General features: G+C 62.3%; 13 protein-coding genes. 8 read left to right on the forward strand and 5 right to left on the reverse strand.

Annotated features, from left to right (window positions below; translation table 11 throughout):
- Nucleotides 1-58 precede the first annotated feature (58 nt).
- Nucleotides 59-1422, forward strand: a protein-coding gene (locus RI103_RS26145) for an IS3 family transposase (RefSeq protein WP_310812641.1) whose coding sequence is annotated in 2 segments (ribosomal slippage) — nucleotides 59-521 and nucleotides 521-1422 — 1365 coding nt in all. Because the reading frame shifts where the segments join, the coding sequence is not laid out codon by codon here.
- Nucleotides 1423-1612: 190 nt separating this feature from the next.
- Here RI103_RS26145 and zapE read toward each other — a convergent pair.
- The 4 genes from zapE to RI103_RS26165 all read right to left on the reverse strand — a co-directional run bounded on the left by zapE (nucleotide 1613) and on the right by RI103_RS26165 (nucleotide 7026).
- A complete protein-coding gene (gene zapE, locus RI103_RS26150) occupies nucleotides 1613-2716 on the reverse strand; it encodes a cell division protein ZapE (protein ID WP_310818513.1) in 1104 nt (367 codons plus the stop codon).
- Between the two features lie 131 nt (nucleotides 2717-2847).
- Nucleotides 2848-5157: a PAS domain S-box protein gene (locus RI103_RS26155; RefSeq protein ID WP_310818514.1), complete on the reverse strand. Its 2310-nt coding sequence runs from the start codon at nucleotides 5155-5157 to the stop codon at nucleotides 2848-2850.
- Between the two features lie 25 nt (nucleotides 5158-5182).
- Entirely contained in the window at nucleotides 5183-5986 is an 804-nt protein-coding gene (locus tag RI103_RS26160; protein WP_310815317.1) for an alpha/beta hydrolase, read from the reverse strand.
- Between the two features lie 137 nt (nucleotides 5987-6123).
- Nucleotides 6124-7026 carry a YihY/virulence factor BrkB family protein gene (locus RI103_RS26165; protein ID WP_310815319.1) on the reverse strand — a complete coding sequence of 301 codons (903 nt, stop codon included), beginning with the start codon at nucleotides 7024-7026 and terminating at the stop codon, nucleotides 6124-6126.
- Between the two features lie 294 nt (nucleotides 7027-7320).
- On the opposite strand from RI103_RS26165, the gene RI103_RS26170 reads away from it, so the two are divergent.
- The 4 genes from RI103_RS26170 to RI103_RS26185 all read left to right on the forward strand — a co-directional run bounded on the left by RI103_RS26170 (nucleotide 7321) and on the right by RI103_RS26185 (nucleotide 11072).
- Nucleotides 7321-8457: a ligase-associated DNA damage response exonuclease gene (locus RI103_RS26170; RefSeq protein ID WP_310818579.1), complete on the forward strand. Its 1137-nt coding sequence runs from the start codon at nucleotides 7321-7323 to the stop codon at nucleotides 8455-8457.
- Nucleotides 8454-10130, forward strand: a complete 1677-nt coding sequence (locus RI103_RS26175; protein WP_310815320.1) for an ATP-dependent DNA ligase — start codon at nucleotides 8454-8456, stop codon at nucleotides 10128-10130. Before RI103_RS26170 ends, RI103_RS26175 begins: the two co-directional genes overlap by 4 nt.
- Before the next feature lie 233 nt (nucleotides 10131-10363).
- A complete protein-coding gene (locus RI103_RS26180) occupies nucleotides 10364-10822 on the forward strand; it encodes a response regulator (protein WP_409077035.1) in 459 nt (152 codons plus the stop codon).
- Between the two features lie 82 nt (nucleotides 10823-10904).
- Entirely contained in the window at nucleotides 10905-11072 is a 168-nt protein-coding gene (locus tag RI103_RS26185) for a hypothetical protein (protein WP_310815322.1), read from the forward strand.
- Between the two features lie 7 nt (nucleotides 11073-11079).
- On the opposite strand, the gene RI103_RS26190 is transcribed toward RI103_RS26185, so the two are convergent.
- Nucleotides 11080-11484 carry a PRC-barrel domain-containing protein gene (locus RI103_RS26190; protein WP_310815323.1) on the reverse strand — a complete coding sequence of 135 codons (405 nt, stop codon included), beginning with the start codon at nucleotides 11482-11484 and terminating at the stop codon, nucleotides 11080-11082.
- Nucleotides 11485-11752: 268 nt separating this feature from the next.
- Between RI103_RS26190 and glgX the strand changes: the two genes are divergently transcribed.
- The 3 genes from glgX (at nucleotide 11753) to RI103_RS26205 (ending at nucleotide 16508) form a co-directional block, all read left to right on the forward strand.
- The gene (glgX, locus tag RI103_RS26195) at nucleotides 11753-13969 is read left to right on the forward strand and encodes a glycogen debranching protein GlgX (RefSeq protein WP_310815324.1); all 2217 of its coding nucleotides are present in this window, start codon (nucleotides 11753-11755) and stop codon (nucleotides 13967-13969) included.
- Nucleotides 13970-14115: 146 nt separating this feature from the next.
- Nucleotides 14116-14295, forward strand: coding sequence for a DUF2934 domain-containing protein (locus RI103_RS26200; protein WP_310815326.1), 180 nt, complete (start codon nucleotides 14116-14118; stop codon nucleotides 14293-14295).
- 173 nt (nucleotides 14296-14468) lie between these two features.
- Complete coding sequence (locus RI103_RS26205; RefSeq protein WP_310815327.1) at nucleotides 14469-16508, forward strand: AI-2E family transporter; 2040 nt, start codon at nucleotides 14469-14471, stop codon at nucleotides 16506-16508.
- Nucleotides 16509-16608 lie beyond the last annotated feature (100 nt).

A 16608-nucleotide genomic window follows, 5' to 3' on the forward strand; every position in this document is an offset into this window, starting at 1 on the left:
CGGCTTTGAACTGCACCCCAAAAGTTGGACACCGATCCAACCTTTTGGGGTGTTTTTCATGACGAAGTACAGTGAGCAGTTAAAGCTGAAGCTGGTGAAGCAGTACGTGGCCGGTTCGGCTGGTGTCGAGGTACTTGCAAAGCGGTATGGAGTGAGTCGCTCGGTTTTACAGCTGTGGATTTCGGCCTACGAGCAACATGGACGGGACGGACTGCGCAAGAAATTCAGTCACTATGACGCGCAGTTCAGGATGTCGGTACTCATGCACATGTGGCAGAAGGATTTGCCATACCGGCAGGTGGCTGCGGTGTTCGACATCCGCAGTCCGGGCTGCATAGCGCAATGGGAACGCCGGTATCATGAAGGCGGTATCGACGCACTGGCGCCTCGTCCACGATGGCGCCGCAAAACCATGACCCAGCCAGTTCCTGAAAAGCCGACCGAAGACAGTGCGCCAGATAAGCGCACGCGTGAGCAGTTGCTCAAGGAAAACGAGTACCTGCGCGCGGAGGTGGCCTATCTAAAAAAGCTCGATGCCCTGCTTCAGGCAAAGAAGCAGGGCGTGCAGAAGAAAAAGCGCAAATAGTGCAGGAGCTCCGGCAGCACCACCCGATGCCCGCTTTGCTGAAGGCAGCGGGTCTGGCGCGCAGCACGTTCTATTACCAGTTGAGCGTGCCGGATGCCGGTGAGCGGCACAAGGACCTCAAAACCCGCATCAAGACTGTGTATGAACGCCACAAGGGCCGTTATGGCTACCGGCGCATCACGGCGGCGATCCGGCAGGCAGGCCCGAGCGTGAACCACAAGACGGTGCAACGTCTGATGGGAGAACTGAAACTGAAATCGCTGGTGCGCGCGAAGAAATACCGCTCATGGCGCGGCGAAGTCGGCCGTATTGCGCCGAACCTGTTAAACCGCGAGTTCAGCGCACAGCAGCCCAATCAGAAGTGGGTGACGGACGTGACGGAGTTCAACGTGCTGGGTCAGAAGCTGTATCTCTCGCCGATCATGGATCTGTATAACGGCGAGATCGTGGCTTATCAGATGAACACCCGACCGGTCTTCGATCTGGTCAGCAGCATGCTAAAAAAAGCGCTGGCAAAGCTTGGTCCCCAGGAGACCCCGCTGCTGCATTCAGACCAGGGCTGGCAGTACCAGATGCCTGCTTACCGGAGGCTGCTGGATCAACACGGCCTGACGCAGAGCATGTCGCGCAAGGCAAACTGCTACGACAATGCGGCAATGGAAAGCTTCTTTGGCACGCTCAAGGCGGAGTTCTTCCGGCTGAGCAGGTTTGAAAGTATCGACGAGTTGAAGGCTGGCATCAGACAATACATTCACTACTACAACCACAAACGCATCAAGCTCAAACTGAACGGGCTGAGTCCTGTGATGTACAGAACCCAGCCCGCTCAAACCTGAACTCAAACTGTCCAACTTTGCGGGGTCAGTTCACTTGATGCCGCCGGTTTTGCGTTCGCTTGACCGTGCCGTTCGCGTCCTTATCGCGCGCTCAATTTGCCGGAATCGTCACCACCGGATTAGAGGGTGCGCAGGTTTTGCGATTGTTTTGCAAGATTTGCAGAAAAACGCACGTTGCCTGCGCGGCAGCTTATGCGGAGCCGTCCACTGCATCTGCCGGCGTGTCCGCCGCGAACTCGCCCGCTCCGTCAAGCGTGTTGCGATAAGCGCGCGACTGCATTTCAGCGAGCCGGCTCAGCGTGCGCGACAGATCGTGCGCGCCTTCCAGGCCGCTGAGCGCTGCCTCGACCGGTTCATCCGACGCGATGAACAGCGCGCGCTTGCGGTCGTAGAAGATATCGACCAGCCAGATCAGCCGTTGCAACGTGTGGGATTGTGTCAGCCATTCAGTGCGCAGATTGTCGAGAATCAGACCATGCCATTGCCCGGCGAGATCGAGATAGTCGAGGTGCGAGCGGCTCGCCACGCACAGATTCTCGAAGTCCGCCCACAACAATGCCGCGCCCGCCGCGCATGCGGCAAGTGGACGGCCTGCCGCGCTCACCGTGACCGGATCCAGTGTTTCACTGCCTTCGTAGCGCACGAAAATCTGGCGCAATGCTTCACGGTTGGCGGCATCGAGCGGCGCGAAGAAATGCGGCATCTGTGCTTCTTCACCGCCGAAACGGTAGTCGCGCGCACCGTCGAAATGAATCACGGTGAAACAGCGTTTGATCTGCTCGATGGTCGGCAGAAAACGTTCGTGAAACTCCGGGTCGGACAGCAGGCCGTCCGGCGCGTAATTCGAGGTGAGCACGATGCGAGTGCCGAGACCGATCGCGGTCTCGAGAAACCGGCCCATCAGGAACGCGTCGGCGATATCGTGCACGTGGAATTCGTCGAAGCACAGCAACTCGGTGCCGTCGAGCCATTGCCGGGAGACCGAGCCGAGCCGGTCGTCGCCGCGCGGCTCGCTCACGAGCCGCCGGTTCATCTCACGCAGAAATTCATGGAAGTGCAGACGCCGTTTGCGGCAGTTCGCCAGCTCGAACATCGTATCGACCACCAGACTCTTGCCGCGCCCGGGCAGTCCATGGCAATACATGCCCTGATGCGCCGGAGTCGAGCCGGACCGCGCGCGCCGGCGATTGGCGCCAAGCAATGCGACGAGCGCGGCGATCGCTTCGCGCTGGCTCGCGTCGGGGACGATGCCGCGCGCGGCGAGGTTGCGTGTGACCTGAGCGCCGTCAAGCATGAGCACGCGTGCCGGTGTGCAGCGGATCCATGCCGCAATGAACGGTGGCGAATGTGGCAGCGGTGTCGGTGAGCATAAGAGGGAGGGCGGCTGGCGGAAATCGCGTCAGTTTAACAAGGCGCGCTCATCCCTCATACGGGCTGCCGGCTCAACACCCGTTGCAATTCGCGTGGATCGACCGGTTTCGTGAAGTGATGGTCGAAGCCAGCGGCCACGGCCGTCTGCTTGTCCTGCTGCTGGCCCCAGCCGGTGACGGCGATCAGCAGAATGCCGGCGTCCTGGTAATCCTGACGGATCCGCCGCGCCACTTCATAGCCGTTCAGACGCGGCAAGCCGATGTCGAGAATCACCGCCTGCGGAGCGAACGCGCCGATCAGTTCAAGACCGGCGATGCCGTCGCCGGCTGTGCGCACTTCGTGGCCTTCGAGTTCGAGCACCATCGCGAGGCTCTCGGCGGCGTCAGCATTGTCGTCGACGATCACGACGCGCAGGCCCGCCGCGTGCGGTGCCTCGGCCGGCGCACTGTCGGAGGGCAGCGCGGCGGCTTTGGTCACCGGCAGGCGGATCACGAACTCGCTGCCTTTGCCGGGGCCGTCGCTGAAGGCCGCGACCGTGCCGCCGTGCAGTTCCGCGAGGCCGCGCACCAGCGCGAGGCCGATGCCGAGGCCGCCTTGCGAGCGGTCGAGAGCCGGCGCGAGTTGCGAGAACATCTCGAACACTCTGTCCAGATGTTCGCCTGGAATGCCGATGCCGGAATCGCGCACCACAATCACCGCTTCGTCGCCTTCGCGTTCAGCCGTGAGTGAGATGCTGCCGCCAGGCGGCGTGTACTTGGCGGCGTTGTTCAGCAGATTCAGGATCATCTGCGACAGGCGCGTGGGGTCGGCGAACAGGTAAAGCGGTTCGCGCGGCAGCGTCACGCTCAGATGATGCGACGAGGCCTGCACGGTTGGCCGCGCCGCTTCCATGGCCGATTGCATCGCGCGCGCCAGTTCGAGCCGTTGCTTGCGCAGTTCGAGCTTGCCCTGGGTGATGCGCGAAACTTCCAGCAGATCGTCGACCAGATGCGTCATGTGTTGCAGTTGCCGGTCGAACACGTCGCGCGACCAGCTCAACTGCGGATCGGCGAACTCCTTCAGACGCAGAATCTCGAGCACGTTGCGCATCGGCGCAAGCGGATTGCGCAGTTCGTGCGCGAGCGTGGCGAGAAATTCGTCTTTGCGGCGATCGGCTTTCGAGAGCTCGAGATTCAGCCGCGTGAGTTGCTGCTCGGCGCGCCGTCGCCCGGTAATGTCGCGATTGATGCTGACCGCGCCGTAAATATCGCCGCGCGAATTCGCGAGCGGCTTGACCACGGTTTCGCACACGCCGCGCGAACCGTCGCGCCGCACGAAGGGCAGCTCGCCGCGCCACGTGCCCTCGGCGGCCAGCGCCGCCAGTGCTTCCCGGCGAATGTTCAGCGCATCTTCGGGCGGCAGGAGTGTGGCGACCGGCTTGCCGAGAATCTCGCGCATGCGATAACCCAGCATGCGTTCGCCGCCGACGTTGAAGTCGGTGATATTGCCGCGCAGATCGGTGATCACGATCGCGTCGCTCAGGTGCTCGAAGATCGCCGCCTGGCGCAGCAGGACCGTTTGCGCTTCCTTGCGCTCGGTGATGTCGATGCCCAGGCCGTAGATCATCAGCGGCGCGCCGTGGCGATCGTAAGTGGCGCGCCCGCGGCCTTCCATCCAGCACCAGTCGCCGCTTGCATGCAGAAAGCGGAACTCGGCGACGTAGTCGTCGCCGGTTTCCACCGCATGGTCCACTGCTTCGTTCAGCGCGATCAGATCGGCCGGATGAATCAGTTCGAAAAAACCGCCGGACGTGTTGGCAAAGCGGCCTTCGGCATAGCCCGCGAGCGCTTCCAGCTCGCGGCTCCACCAGACCTTGCCCGACGTCGGCTCGTGCGACCATGCGCCCATACGCGCGCCGCGCATGGCGAGACTCAGCACGTCGCGGCTTTCCTGCAACTCCCGCTGCGCGAGTTGATGCGCGGCCACGGACGCCTCGGCATTGCGCCGCGCGAGCAACAGCTCCTGCTCGTACTTATGGCGATCCGCGACGATCAGCACCGCGACTTCGAGGCAGGTCATGTCGCCATGACGGCGGCGCACCGCGTTGAGCAGCATCGGCACCATGTGGCCGTCTCGATGCATCATGTTCAGCTTGACTTCGGCCACTGAACCCTGCATTTGCAGCAGCGGCGCCCAATGCGTCTGATAGAACACCTTGCCGCCGGCGCTCAGCAGATCCTGGATTTGCTTCGCCCCGGCGAGCTCCGCGGTCTCATAGCCGAGCCAGCCGCAGAAGGTCGCGTTCACGCGCAGGATGCGGCCGTCGGCATCGGTGACGAGCAGGCCGCAGGCGGCGTGCTCGAACAACGCGTCGGCTGAGGGCAACGGGCGCTCCGTGCTTTGCATCGTGCTACAGGCTCATCGGCCCGAGAAACGCGTTCATCGCGGCCGCGCTTGCACTCGGCGAGCTCAGGTGCGGACAATGGCCGACGTTTTCGATGAGGTGCAGCGTGCTGCCGGGAATCATGCGCTGCAGGTATTCGCCGACCGCGCGCGGCGCGATGATGTCGTCGCTGCATTGCAGAATCAGCGTGGGCGTGGTGGAGCGCTGCAAGATCGCGCGATGGTCCGAGAGAAACGTGACGCGCGCGAATTGCCGCGCGATCTCGGGGTCGGTGCGGCAGAAGCTGTTGGTCAGTTCGACACCGAGTTCCGGCTGTTCCGGCGCGCCCATGATGGCCGGCGCCATGGTGCTCGACCAGCCGAGGTAATTGCTTTCGAGAGTGCGCAGCAGGTCTTCGATATCTTCGCGCGAGAAGCCGCCGACGTAATCGCCGTCGTTCACATAGCAGGGCGATGGGCCGACCATGACATGAGCGGAAAAGAGTTGCGGCGCCTTGAGACTCGCGATCAGGCCGATCATCGCGCTGACGGAGTGGCCGACGAACACCACCGGGCCCTCGGCGACCTCGCGGATGATCTCGATCAGGTCGCTGGCGTAGCCGTATAGCGAATCGTATTTGTCGATGTCGTAGGCGCTCAGATCCGACGAACCACTGCCGACGTGATCGAACAGCACGGTGCGGTATTCGTCATGGAACGACGGCGTGAGGCAGCGCCACATGCTCTGATCGCAACCGAAGCCGTGCGCCAGCACCATGGTCCGTTTGCCACTGCCGGAAATCCGTATGTTGTTGCGTTGAGTGATGCTCATTGTCGGGTCCTGAAGCCTGCGGGGGTGAGCGCGGCGATTACGCCAGGCGTGCGCCTCGGCCGGTATTCAGGAGAATGGTACCCCAGTCTTGCCGTTCAGCCATGTTGCCGTGTCACAAGGGGAATCGCGGCGAGCACTCATTCGGTCTTGATCTCCGGCTGCGGCGCCTGCAGCGGCTCGTGTCCAAATCGTTCGTATTGCGAAATCACCTGGGCGCCGAGCAGCAGCAAGGTCGCCAGCCATTCCAGGCTGAACAGGATCACAATGGCCATGGTCAGCGACCCATACACCACGCTGACCTGGGAGAGCGTCGCGAAATACCAGACCAGCACGTGCCGCGTAATCTCCCACAGCACGGCGGCGACCACGCCGCCGAACAGCGCATGTTTGAGCGAAGGGCGTCCGACCGGCATGACCATATAGATCGAGGTCAGCACGAAGACCTCGCCCGCGAGGCCGAGCAGATACAGCACCACGCGCGAGAGGCCCTGCAACGAAACATGCAGGCCGAACAGATCGATGCCTTCGGCGCCGATCGCCTCGAGCCCGCTCGACACGAAGGTGACGATCAACAGGCCCACGCCGAGAAAAAGAATGTAGCAATACGGTAGCATCGCGGAGAGCAGGAAGTGTCGCCGCCGCACCACCACGCGGTGGACGAAGATCAGCGACATCGCGTTCTCGAGCACGGTGAAGGCGAGGGAACTGAAAAAGATCATGGTGAGCAGCAACACCCAGCCGATGACCGCGCGATGCGCGAGAAAATTGGCGAGCTCGCGCACCAGCGCATTCGACTGGCCCGGCACGAGCCATTGCAACAGATGCGCGAGCGCCGCGAGCAGAACATGTTGCGGCACGAAGCGCGACAGGGCGATCACGATCAGGATCATGAGCGGCACGATCGACAGCAACGCGTAATACGCGACCGCGCCCGCGAGCAGCAAGCCCTGGTTTGCACGGAATGCCTTCAAGGTCTGCAGAGCGAAGGTGCCGGGATGTTTCGCCACATACAACGCGTGGTCGTCGATGATGGAATGCATGGGACCTCACAGCGCGCGTGGCCGGCCTGCGGGAATGCTGGCTTTGCCGACGTGCATGCCTTGTTGCTCCTGCATACTCAAGCAAGAATGCAGCCACGCTGGCAGTGCCGTTTTTCTCTGGCACGCCGATTCGCAACACTGTCGCAGGAATGCAGTTTGCTTGCCGGCTGTATCGCCGTTGTATAGACATGCTTCAGCGCGTATGAAAAGCGCGTTGTCATATGGCATCTATCATTCGCAAGCGCGGTGTGCCACATCCACACGCGCGCTTTCCCATCGGAACCCCCATTGACTATGGCCTCTGACGAAGCAGTCCTCGCGGACCTGGTGGTGGCGCGGCCGGAGGGTTTGTATTGCCCGCCGGGCGACTTCTACATCGATCCATGGCGGCCGGTGGAACGTGCCGTGATTACCCACGCGCATTCCGATCACGCGCGCTTTGGGCATCGGCACTACCTCGCGTCGCATGCGGGGGCCAATGTGCTGCTGTCGCGTTTGCCTGGCATATCCCTGCAAACCCTGGCGTATGGCGAGCGGTTCGACCTCAACGGCACGACTGTGTCGTTGCATCCCGCGGGGCATGTGCTCGGCTCGGCGCAACTGCGGATCGAGTCCCACGGGCGTGTCTGGGTGGCCTCGGGAGACTACAAGCTCGACCCCGACCCGACCTGCGATGCCTTCGAACCGGTGCGCTGCGATACCTTCATTACCGAGTCGACCTTCGGCCTGCCGATCTATCGTTGGGACGCGCCGCAAACCGTGTTCGACGGTGTCGATTCGTGGTGGCGTCATAACGCCGCCGAAGGACGCGCATCGGTGCTGTTCTGCTATTCGTTCGGCAAGGCGCAGCGCGTGCTGGCGAGCGTCGATGCCGGCATCGGGCCGATCTTCTGTCACGGCGCCGTGGAGCCGCTCAATCGCGCGTATCGGGACGCCGGCGTGCGTTTGCCTCCGGTGCGTCTCGTCAGCGAGATAGCGAGCAAGGACAAGGCGGCGTTCCGGCAGGCGTTGATCGTGGCGCCGCCGTCCGCCCAGGGCAGCGCATGGCTCAAGCGCTTCGGCGACTATAGCGATGCGTTCGCGTCGGGCTGGATGCGTCTGCGTGGCGCGCGCCGCAGGCGCGGCGTCGACCGTGGCTTCGTGCTGTCGGATCACGCCGATTGGCCGAGCCTGCAAACGGCCATTCAGGCGACCGGCGCCGAACGCGTGATCGTGACGCATGGCTCGGTCGAACCGATGGTGCGCTGGTTGCGAGAGCAAGGTCTCGAGGCCGGCGCGTTTGAAACGCAATATGGCGACGATACGGTGGAAGCCGACGCTGCGGGTGGGGATGAAACAGCCACGACGGGCAGTGTGCCGCCCGAGTTCGAACAGGCGGGCCAGCACGATGCGTCGGCTGACGACCCGGCCAACCCGCCGAGCCGCGCATGAAACGCTTCGCCGCCCTCTATACCGCGCTCGACGCGACCACGTCCACACACGACAAACTCGAAGCGCTCACGAGCTACTTTGCCGTAGCCGAGCCGGAAGATGCGGCGTGGGCGTCGTATTTTCTCGCCGGCGGCAAACCGCGTCAGTCAGTGCCGACGCGTCTATTGACCGAGATTGCCCGCGAGCGCGCCGGTTTGCCCGCGTGGTTATTCGAGGAGTCCTATCACGCGGTGGGCGATCTGGCCGAAACCATCGCCCATATCCTGCCGCCCGCGCAACGCAGTTCCGAACTGGGCCTCACGCAGTGGATCGAGCAACGCGTGCTGACCTTGCGTGGCGTGGCGCCGGAAGAGTTGCGCACGCGTTTGCTCAGCTACTGGGACGAACTCGATTGGGGCGGCCGCTTTCTGCTGACCAAACTGATCGGTGGCGGGTTTCGGGTCGGCGTCGCGCGGCAACTGGTGGTGAGGGCGCTGGCGGAAGTAGCGGGCGTCGATCATAAACGGATCGCGCAACGCATGGTGGGTTGGACCGACTCGCAACAGAAGCCCGATGCCGCGCGCTATCTGCGTTTGATCGCACCCGAGGCGACCGCTGACGAGACGCAGCCCGGCGAGCCCCAGCAGGAGAGCGACCTCGGCCTGCCGTATCCGTTCTTTCTCGCGCATCCGTTGCAGACCGATCCGGCGACGCTCGGCGATCCATCGCAATGGCAGATCGAATGGAAGTGGGACGGCATTCGCGCGCAACTCGTCAAACGCGGCGGACGGGTCTGGCTGTGGTCGCGTGGTGAGGACCTGATCACCGATCGATTCCCCGAAGTCGCGGCGTTGGGCGTGGCACTGCCGGATGGCTTCGTGATCGACGGAGAGATTCTTGCGTGGGAACCGGGCGCTATGGCGCCGCTGCCGTTTGCGCGCCTGCAACCGCGCATTGCCCGCAAAACGCTGACGAAAAAAATCCTCGCCGATTCGCCCGCCACGCTGCTCGCCTATGACCTGCTCGAAGCCCACGGCAAGGACCTGCGCATGACGCCGCTCGCGGAGCGGCGCGCGCAACTGGATGCGCTGGCTGGTTCCATCGACGGCACGCTCGCGCGCGATCTGCTGCGGGTGTCGCCGCTAGTGCGCGCTGCGGACTGGCAGGCGCTGGCGGCGTTACGCGACGAGAGCCGCTCGCGCGGCGTGGAAGGGCTGATGGTCAAGCAACGCGAATCGATGTACGGCGTGGGCCGCACCAAAGCATCAGGCACATGGTGGAAATGGAAGATCGATCCGTATGCAGTGGATGCCGTGCTGCTTTACGCGCAACGTGGCCACGGCCGCCGCGCGAGTCTCTACACCGATTTCACCTTCGCGGTGTGGGATGAAGCGAACGGTGTGCGCACGCTGGTGCCGTTCGCCAAGGCTTATTCCGGTCTGACCGATGAAGAAATGCGCCAGGTGGATGCGATCGTGCGCAAGACCACGATTGAAAAGTTTGGCCCCGTGCGCAGCGTCACGCCCACGCTGGTATTCGAAATTGGCTTCGAGGGCATTCAGGCGAGTCCGCGTCATAAATCCGGCGTGGCGGTGCGTTTTCCGCGCATGCTGCGCTGGCGCACCGACAAACATATCGACGACGCCGATACGTTGGCGATGCTCAAAGGCTTCATCGACGAGCGTGCGGGATAACCCGCTGAGTACAAATCCCTAAAACGGTGCCGGGTTTTTAGCCAGCAGCGTTTTATTGCGTGAGCTATGGTGGTGAGGTAAGGCGTACGCGGCTGCGCTGCGAGCGCGGCGCGACGCAAACAGAAGCCATCGCCTGGCGAACGATGAGCTTTGTCCGCGCTTCAGGAGCGAATCTTGCGCGCATGTTCCGAAGTGCCCGCGAGTGGCGCACGGAAAAAGCCAAGGAGAAGATGGTGACGTTCGACGACCGGATGGACGATAACGAAGACGTCGTAGTGTGGCGGCCTATCCAGTATGCGATGGCATCGCACCGGCGCGTCCTCGTGGTGGACGATTACCGGGAGGCGGCAGAGGCATTGCAAATGTTGCTCACGGCCGACGGCTTCGAATGCCGCGCGCTCGAAGATCCATTTGCGGTCTGCGCAATGGCCCACGAATGGCAGCCGTTCGCAGTGGTGCTGGACATCAAGATGCCGGGCCTCGATGGATTGGAGCTAGCTCGGCGCCTGCGCGCCCATCCTTCGACTTCGCATATGTTGCTGGTGGCGTGCACCGCGTTCGCTTCGCGCGACGACCGGGCACGCGCCAAGGCCGCTGGTTTCGATGCGCATTGCGCGAAGCCGCTGACGCCGGAGCGCCTGCTGCGCGTGCTTGAATCGGCGGCCGCGCTACACGCCGGCGGCCAGCCGTAAAGGCTGCGTGCGGTTTGAAAGAAATTCCCCATAGGGTGCCCGTGGAATTCAAGGCGGATTGACGCGGACGAGACGATGTCGAATGCGTGACTTCAATAATAGTTTTGCTGTGCCGGATATCGAGCAGCGCGAAATATATTTAGGCTTATTGAATATATCGCCGTGCCGGTTGGCTTATCTATTGCAGACAGCAGCGCAGCTGACAGGTCTGCAAGGTCAAGCCCTTGCAGCCGGTCAATCGAAACAATAACGCTCGTTCAATCCGGCGCGTACTTGAACTCAGGTAGCGACTCAAGCGATTTTTTGGTCGCTTCCGGCAGCACCACACGACGGTTATTGATCTGCAGATCGTTGAACGGCACGGCGACCAGGTGCTTGCCCATGCCCAGGAATCCGCCTACCGACAGGATCGCGTACGTGCTGCGGTCGCCACTCGGCGAGACGATCAGATCGTCCAGCGTGCCGATGGTGTCCTTGTTCTTGTTATAGACATCCGCGCCACTCAGCTTCGACGCGCGGTAGCCGCTTGCGAGCTGTACCACGTCCGTGCGTCTTTCCGTAATCGCCTGAGGGGCGCCCTGAGCGTAGGCTGTGCCATACGAAGCTAGCGTGGCGAGGAGCAGGGCGGTTGCGGCCAGCGAATTGATCTGGATTCGTTGCATGATGGTTCTTCTCCCTGATGGCATGTGCGGCGCTTCCTGTCCCGCGCCGCTTCACTGAGGCAGCTTTCACCTTGCCTGCTGCAAAAGTTGTGCCGCGCGGCTCAAATACTCATGTCGATCCCATCAGGTCCGGAACTTGCTAAATCAGCGGGCTTGCTGTTCGAAATTCCGATGGTGCATTTCATGCAGACGGAATTCCTGCATCGACTGATCCACTGTCCGCACTAAAACACGCGCTTCAGCGCCTCTAGCTTCCACAGGAACCACTATGTCATCCCAGGCTAACTACTCGACGCGCATTGCGGAAGGCACGCCTTTCCCGCTTGGCGCGACATGGAACGGAAGCGGTGTCAACTTCGCGCTCTTCTCGGCGCACGCCACCAAGGTTGAACTATGTCTGTTCGATGAGACCGGCGAAAACGAAATCGAACGCATCGAACTGCCGGAATACACCGACGAGGTATGGCACGTGTTCGTGCCGAATCTCAAACCGGGCGCGGTCTACGGTTATCGTGTGCATGGCCCTTATGAGCCGGAGAACGGGCATCGTTTCAATCCGAACAAGCTGCTGCTCGATCCGTATGCGAAGGCGCATATTGGTGAACTCAAATGGGCGCCGGAAATTTTCGGCTATACGCTGGATTCCGAAGAGGGCGACCTGTCTTTCGACGAGCGCGACAGCGCGCCCTTCGTGCCCAAGTGCAAGGTGGTCGACGCCAATTTTTCGTGGAGTCATCCCGAACGCAACGCGCTGCCCTGGGAGCGCGCGATTTTTTATGAAACCCATGTGCGCGGATTTACCAAACGGCATCCGGAAATACCGGAAAATCTGCGCGGTACTTTCGCCGGGCTCGGGCAGCAGGTCGTCGTCGATTACATCAAAAGCCTCGGCGTGACGTCGGTCGAACTCATGCCGATCCAGACCTTCGTCAACGACAGCCATCTGCTCGACAAGGGGCTCACCAACTACTGGGGCTACAACACGATTGGCTTCTTCGCGGCCGATCCGCGCTTCTTCGCGTCGTCGATCGATTCGGTAGGCGAATTCAAGGAAATGGTGGACCGCTTTCACAACGCCAACCTCGAAGTGATTCTCGACGTGGTGTACAACCACACCGCCGAAGGCAACGAGCGTGGCCCGACGATCTCGTTCAAAGGCATCGACAACGCGTCGTACTATCGGCTGATGCCTGACGAGCCGCGCTATTACATCAACGATACCGGCACGGGCAACACGCTGAACCTGTCGCATCCGCGCGTGCTGCAAATGGTGACCGACAGCCTGCGTTACTGGGTGACGGAAATGAAGGTGGACGGTTTCCGATTCGACCTCGCCACGATACTCGGCCGCGAATTGCATGGCTTCGACGAGGGCGGCGGTTTCCTCGACAGTTGCCGGCAGGACCCGGTGCTCTCGAGTGTGCGGCTCGTGGCTGAACCGTGGGACTGCGGTCCAGGCGGCTATCAGGTCGGCGGCTTTCCGCCGGGCTGGGCCGAGTGGAACGACCGCTTTCGCGACACGGTGCGCGAATACTGGAAGGGCGATGAAGGCAAGGTCGCCGATCTCGCCAAGCGCCTCACCGGTTCGGGCGACAAGTTCAATCATCGCGGCCGCCGCCCGTGGGCCAGCGTGAACTTCATCGCCGCGCACGACGGCTTCACATTGAACGATCTGGTCTCTTACAACGACAAGCACAACGACGCCAACGGCGAGGACAACAAGGACGGCCACTCGGACAACAAGTCCTGGAACATGGGCGTGGAAGGTCCGACCGACGATCCTGACATTCGTCAGCAGCGCGAGCGGCAGAAACGCAATCTGCTGGCCACGCTGCTGCTCTCGCAAGGCACGCCGATGATTCTCGCGGGCGACGAATTCGGCCGCACGCAGAAGGGCAATAACAACGCATATTGTCAGGACAACGAGATCAGCTGGGTGGATTGGGACGCCATCGACGATGACGGCCGCGCGCTCACCGAGTTCGTCAAGAATCTGACCACGATGCGCCACCGTCTGCCGGTATTGCGGCGCGGCCGCTTTATCACAGGTGAATATAACGAGGCGCTGGACGTGACCGACGCACGCTGGCTCTCGCCGGACGGCACGGATCTCTCGCAGGAACAGTGGGACGATCCGTCGATGCGCTGCTTCGGCCTCGTGATCGACGGCCGCGCGCAGGCGAGCGGCATTCGCCGTCCGGCGTCGGACGCAACCTTGTTGCTGGTGCTGAACGCGCATCACGATGTCGTCAACTTTACGCTGCCCGATATTCCCGAGGGCGATCAGTGGACCTGCCTGCTCGATACCAACATGCCCGTGCGTGCCGAGTTGCCGCAATTTGCCGCGGGCGACGCGTATCAGGTGACGGCGCGTTCGATGCTGGTGTTCGCGCTCGAAGCGCCGAGCCACGCGACGCAGCGTGTATTCGACCGCCTCGAAGAGCAACTCACCACGGACGAAAGCGAACCCTCTGCCGGAGCCTGACGGACCCAACCGTCAACCGCATCGAGCCGCGTTGCCGGGTATAGCGCTTGCTCGATTCCGAATGACTGCATGCACGCCGCTTTTTTTTCGGCGTGCGTGCAGCGCAGCCTATTTCGGCCCACGCCAGGTTTAACCGAGGTGATCAAATGGAACAGGAACAAACCTCTCAAGAGGAACAGATCCGCATGCGCGCTTATTACCTGTGGGAGCAGGCAGGCGATCCGAAAGGCACGCCTGACGAGTATTGGGATCAGGCACGCGCCGAGATTGAGAAGGAAGCGCCGCCGATTGAAAGCGGCCCGATTGCCGACGAGCCTTTAAAGTAAGTGCGCTATCCGACAGGACTTTGGCGATTGCCGTATCAAGTGGCAAATTGAACAAAGGATTGCATGCATGAGCGAGGCGCAGCAGTGAGTTGCAATGTTGCCGCCAATCGGCGTGCGCAACTCGCCTCGCCTGTCACAGCCGACAAAAACAGGATCCGCACAGAACAGCGCAAATGAAGGACCTACCCGAACCGCGTGGCGTGAGGCCGGCCGCCCGCATTCAAGCTCCCGCCGCGGCCTTCGGCGTCGACAGTCTGATCGCGCTCGCCGTGGGCGTGACGGTGGTCGCTTGCCTGTACTTTGCGAGCGCCGTGCTGATTCCGATAACGCTCGCCATTCTGCTCAGCTTCCTCGTTGCGCCGCTTGCCGACGTGCTGACGCGTTTGCGGCTCGGCCACGTGGCGTCCGTGTTCGCCGCGGTCGTGATGTCGGTGTCGGTGATCGTCATGCTCGGCGCGGTGATCGCCACGCAGCTGACCGATCTTGCAGCCGGCATGCCACGCTATCAGGCCACCATCGAGCACAAGATGGAAACGGCGCACAACCTGACTATCGGCAAGCTGGACCGCTTTGCGAACGCAGCCGGCCAGGCGTTGCAACGCGCGACGATCGAGCCGCCGCAACCTGCACCGCAGCGCGGCGCGGCTTCGGCCGGCAGCGCGCATCCGACGGCCAGTGCGCCCGCCGCTGTGCCGGTCGAAGTGCGCGAGCCGGTCCCGACGCCGTTCGAACTCGCGAGGCGTGTGTTGTCGCCGGCCATCAGTCCGCTCGAAACGGCGTTTATCGTGTTCGTCGTGATGGTGGTGATCCTGCTGCAACGCGACGATCTGCGCGATCGCGCGATACGTCTTTTCGGCTCGCGCGACCTGCACCGCATGACCATGGTCATGGACGAGGCCGCACGGCGTCTGAGCCGTTACTTCGTTTCGCAACTCGGCCTGAATGCGGGCGTCGGCGTGGTGATCGGCACAGGGCTTTTCATGATCGGTGTGCCGAGTCCGATTCTGTGGGGCATTCTCGCGGCGTTGCTGCGGCTCGTGCCCTATGTCGGCATCTGGATTTCGGCGGCGCTCGCCACCGCGCTCGCCGCCGCCGTGAGTCCGGGCTGGGCCATGGCGATCTGGTCACTGGCACTGTTCGCCACGGTGGAACTGCTGGTGGGGCAGATCGTCGAGCCGCTGCTGTATGGACGCAGCACAGGACTCTCGCCGTTTTCGGTGGTGGTGGCCGCGATTTTCTGGAGCTGGATCTGGGGGCCGATAGGGCTGATTCTGTCGACGCCGTTGACGCTTTGTCTGCTGGTGCTTGGCCGGCATGTGCGGCGTCTGGAATTTCTTGATGTGCTGCTCGGCGATCAGCCGGCGCTGACGCCGGTCGAAAACTTCTACCAGCGGGCGCTGGCAGGCGACCCGGATGAAGCGATCGAACAAGCCGAAACCCTGCTGCGTGACCGCTCGTTGTCGGCGTACTACGACGAGGTTGCGATCAAGGGTTTGCAACTCGCGGCAAACGACGTCATGCGCGGCAGCGTGACAGAGGCGCAGCTTGCACGCATCGAGGCGACCACGAATGACCTCGTGGACGGCCTCGACGGCTACGAAGACCGCGAGCCGGCGACGTCCCCGGTGCAAGAAAGCTGGAGTGCAACAGGGCCGCTTGCGCCTTCAGTTTCTGATGCGTCCGAGAATGCGCAAGCTGAATCGTCGAGCACGCGATCGGCGCCTGCCGGCAATGCGGAAGAAGATCGCGCAACGAACCAGTCGCCGCTCGCGGCCAGCAACCGGGTGTTATGCATTCCCGGACGCGGCCCGCTCGACGCGTTGGCGACAACGATCCTGTTGCAGTTGCTCGGGAAGCATGGGTTCACGTCACGCGCGGTGCCGCATGAAGCCGCGTCGCGCGCGTCGATCGAGAGTCTCGATGCGGACGATGTCGGCGTCGTCTGCATCCTCTATTTGCAGATCGACGGCATTCCGTCGCATTTGCGCTATCTGGTCAGGCGCATTCGTGCACGGTTGCCGAACGTGTCGATCGTCGTCGGATTGTGGGTGGCCGAGGATACGGAGAAGTGGAGCGCGGATCTGCAAAGCGCAATGGGCGCGGAATGTTATGCCACCTCGTTGCAGGAAATCCTCGCTGCTTGCCGGCGTGTCGAAGCGGCTAGAACGCGAACCGAGGAAGAACTGCCGCTTGTGGTCGCGTGTGGTCAATAGCTAACGTGCCAGGAATCTCCGGACGTCATCCACCGTGATGCGACGTGGCATGCCGCGTGCCTTGCGTGCGGCACCGAAGCGAAGAGGGTGGGTATCGTCC

Source organism: Paraburkholderia sp. FT54 (assembly GCF_031585635.1).
Lineage (GTDB): Bacteria > Pseudomonadota > Gammaproteobacteria > Burkholderiales > Burkholderiaceae > Paraburkholderia.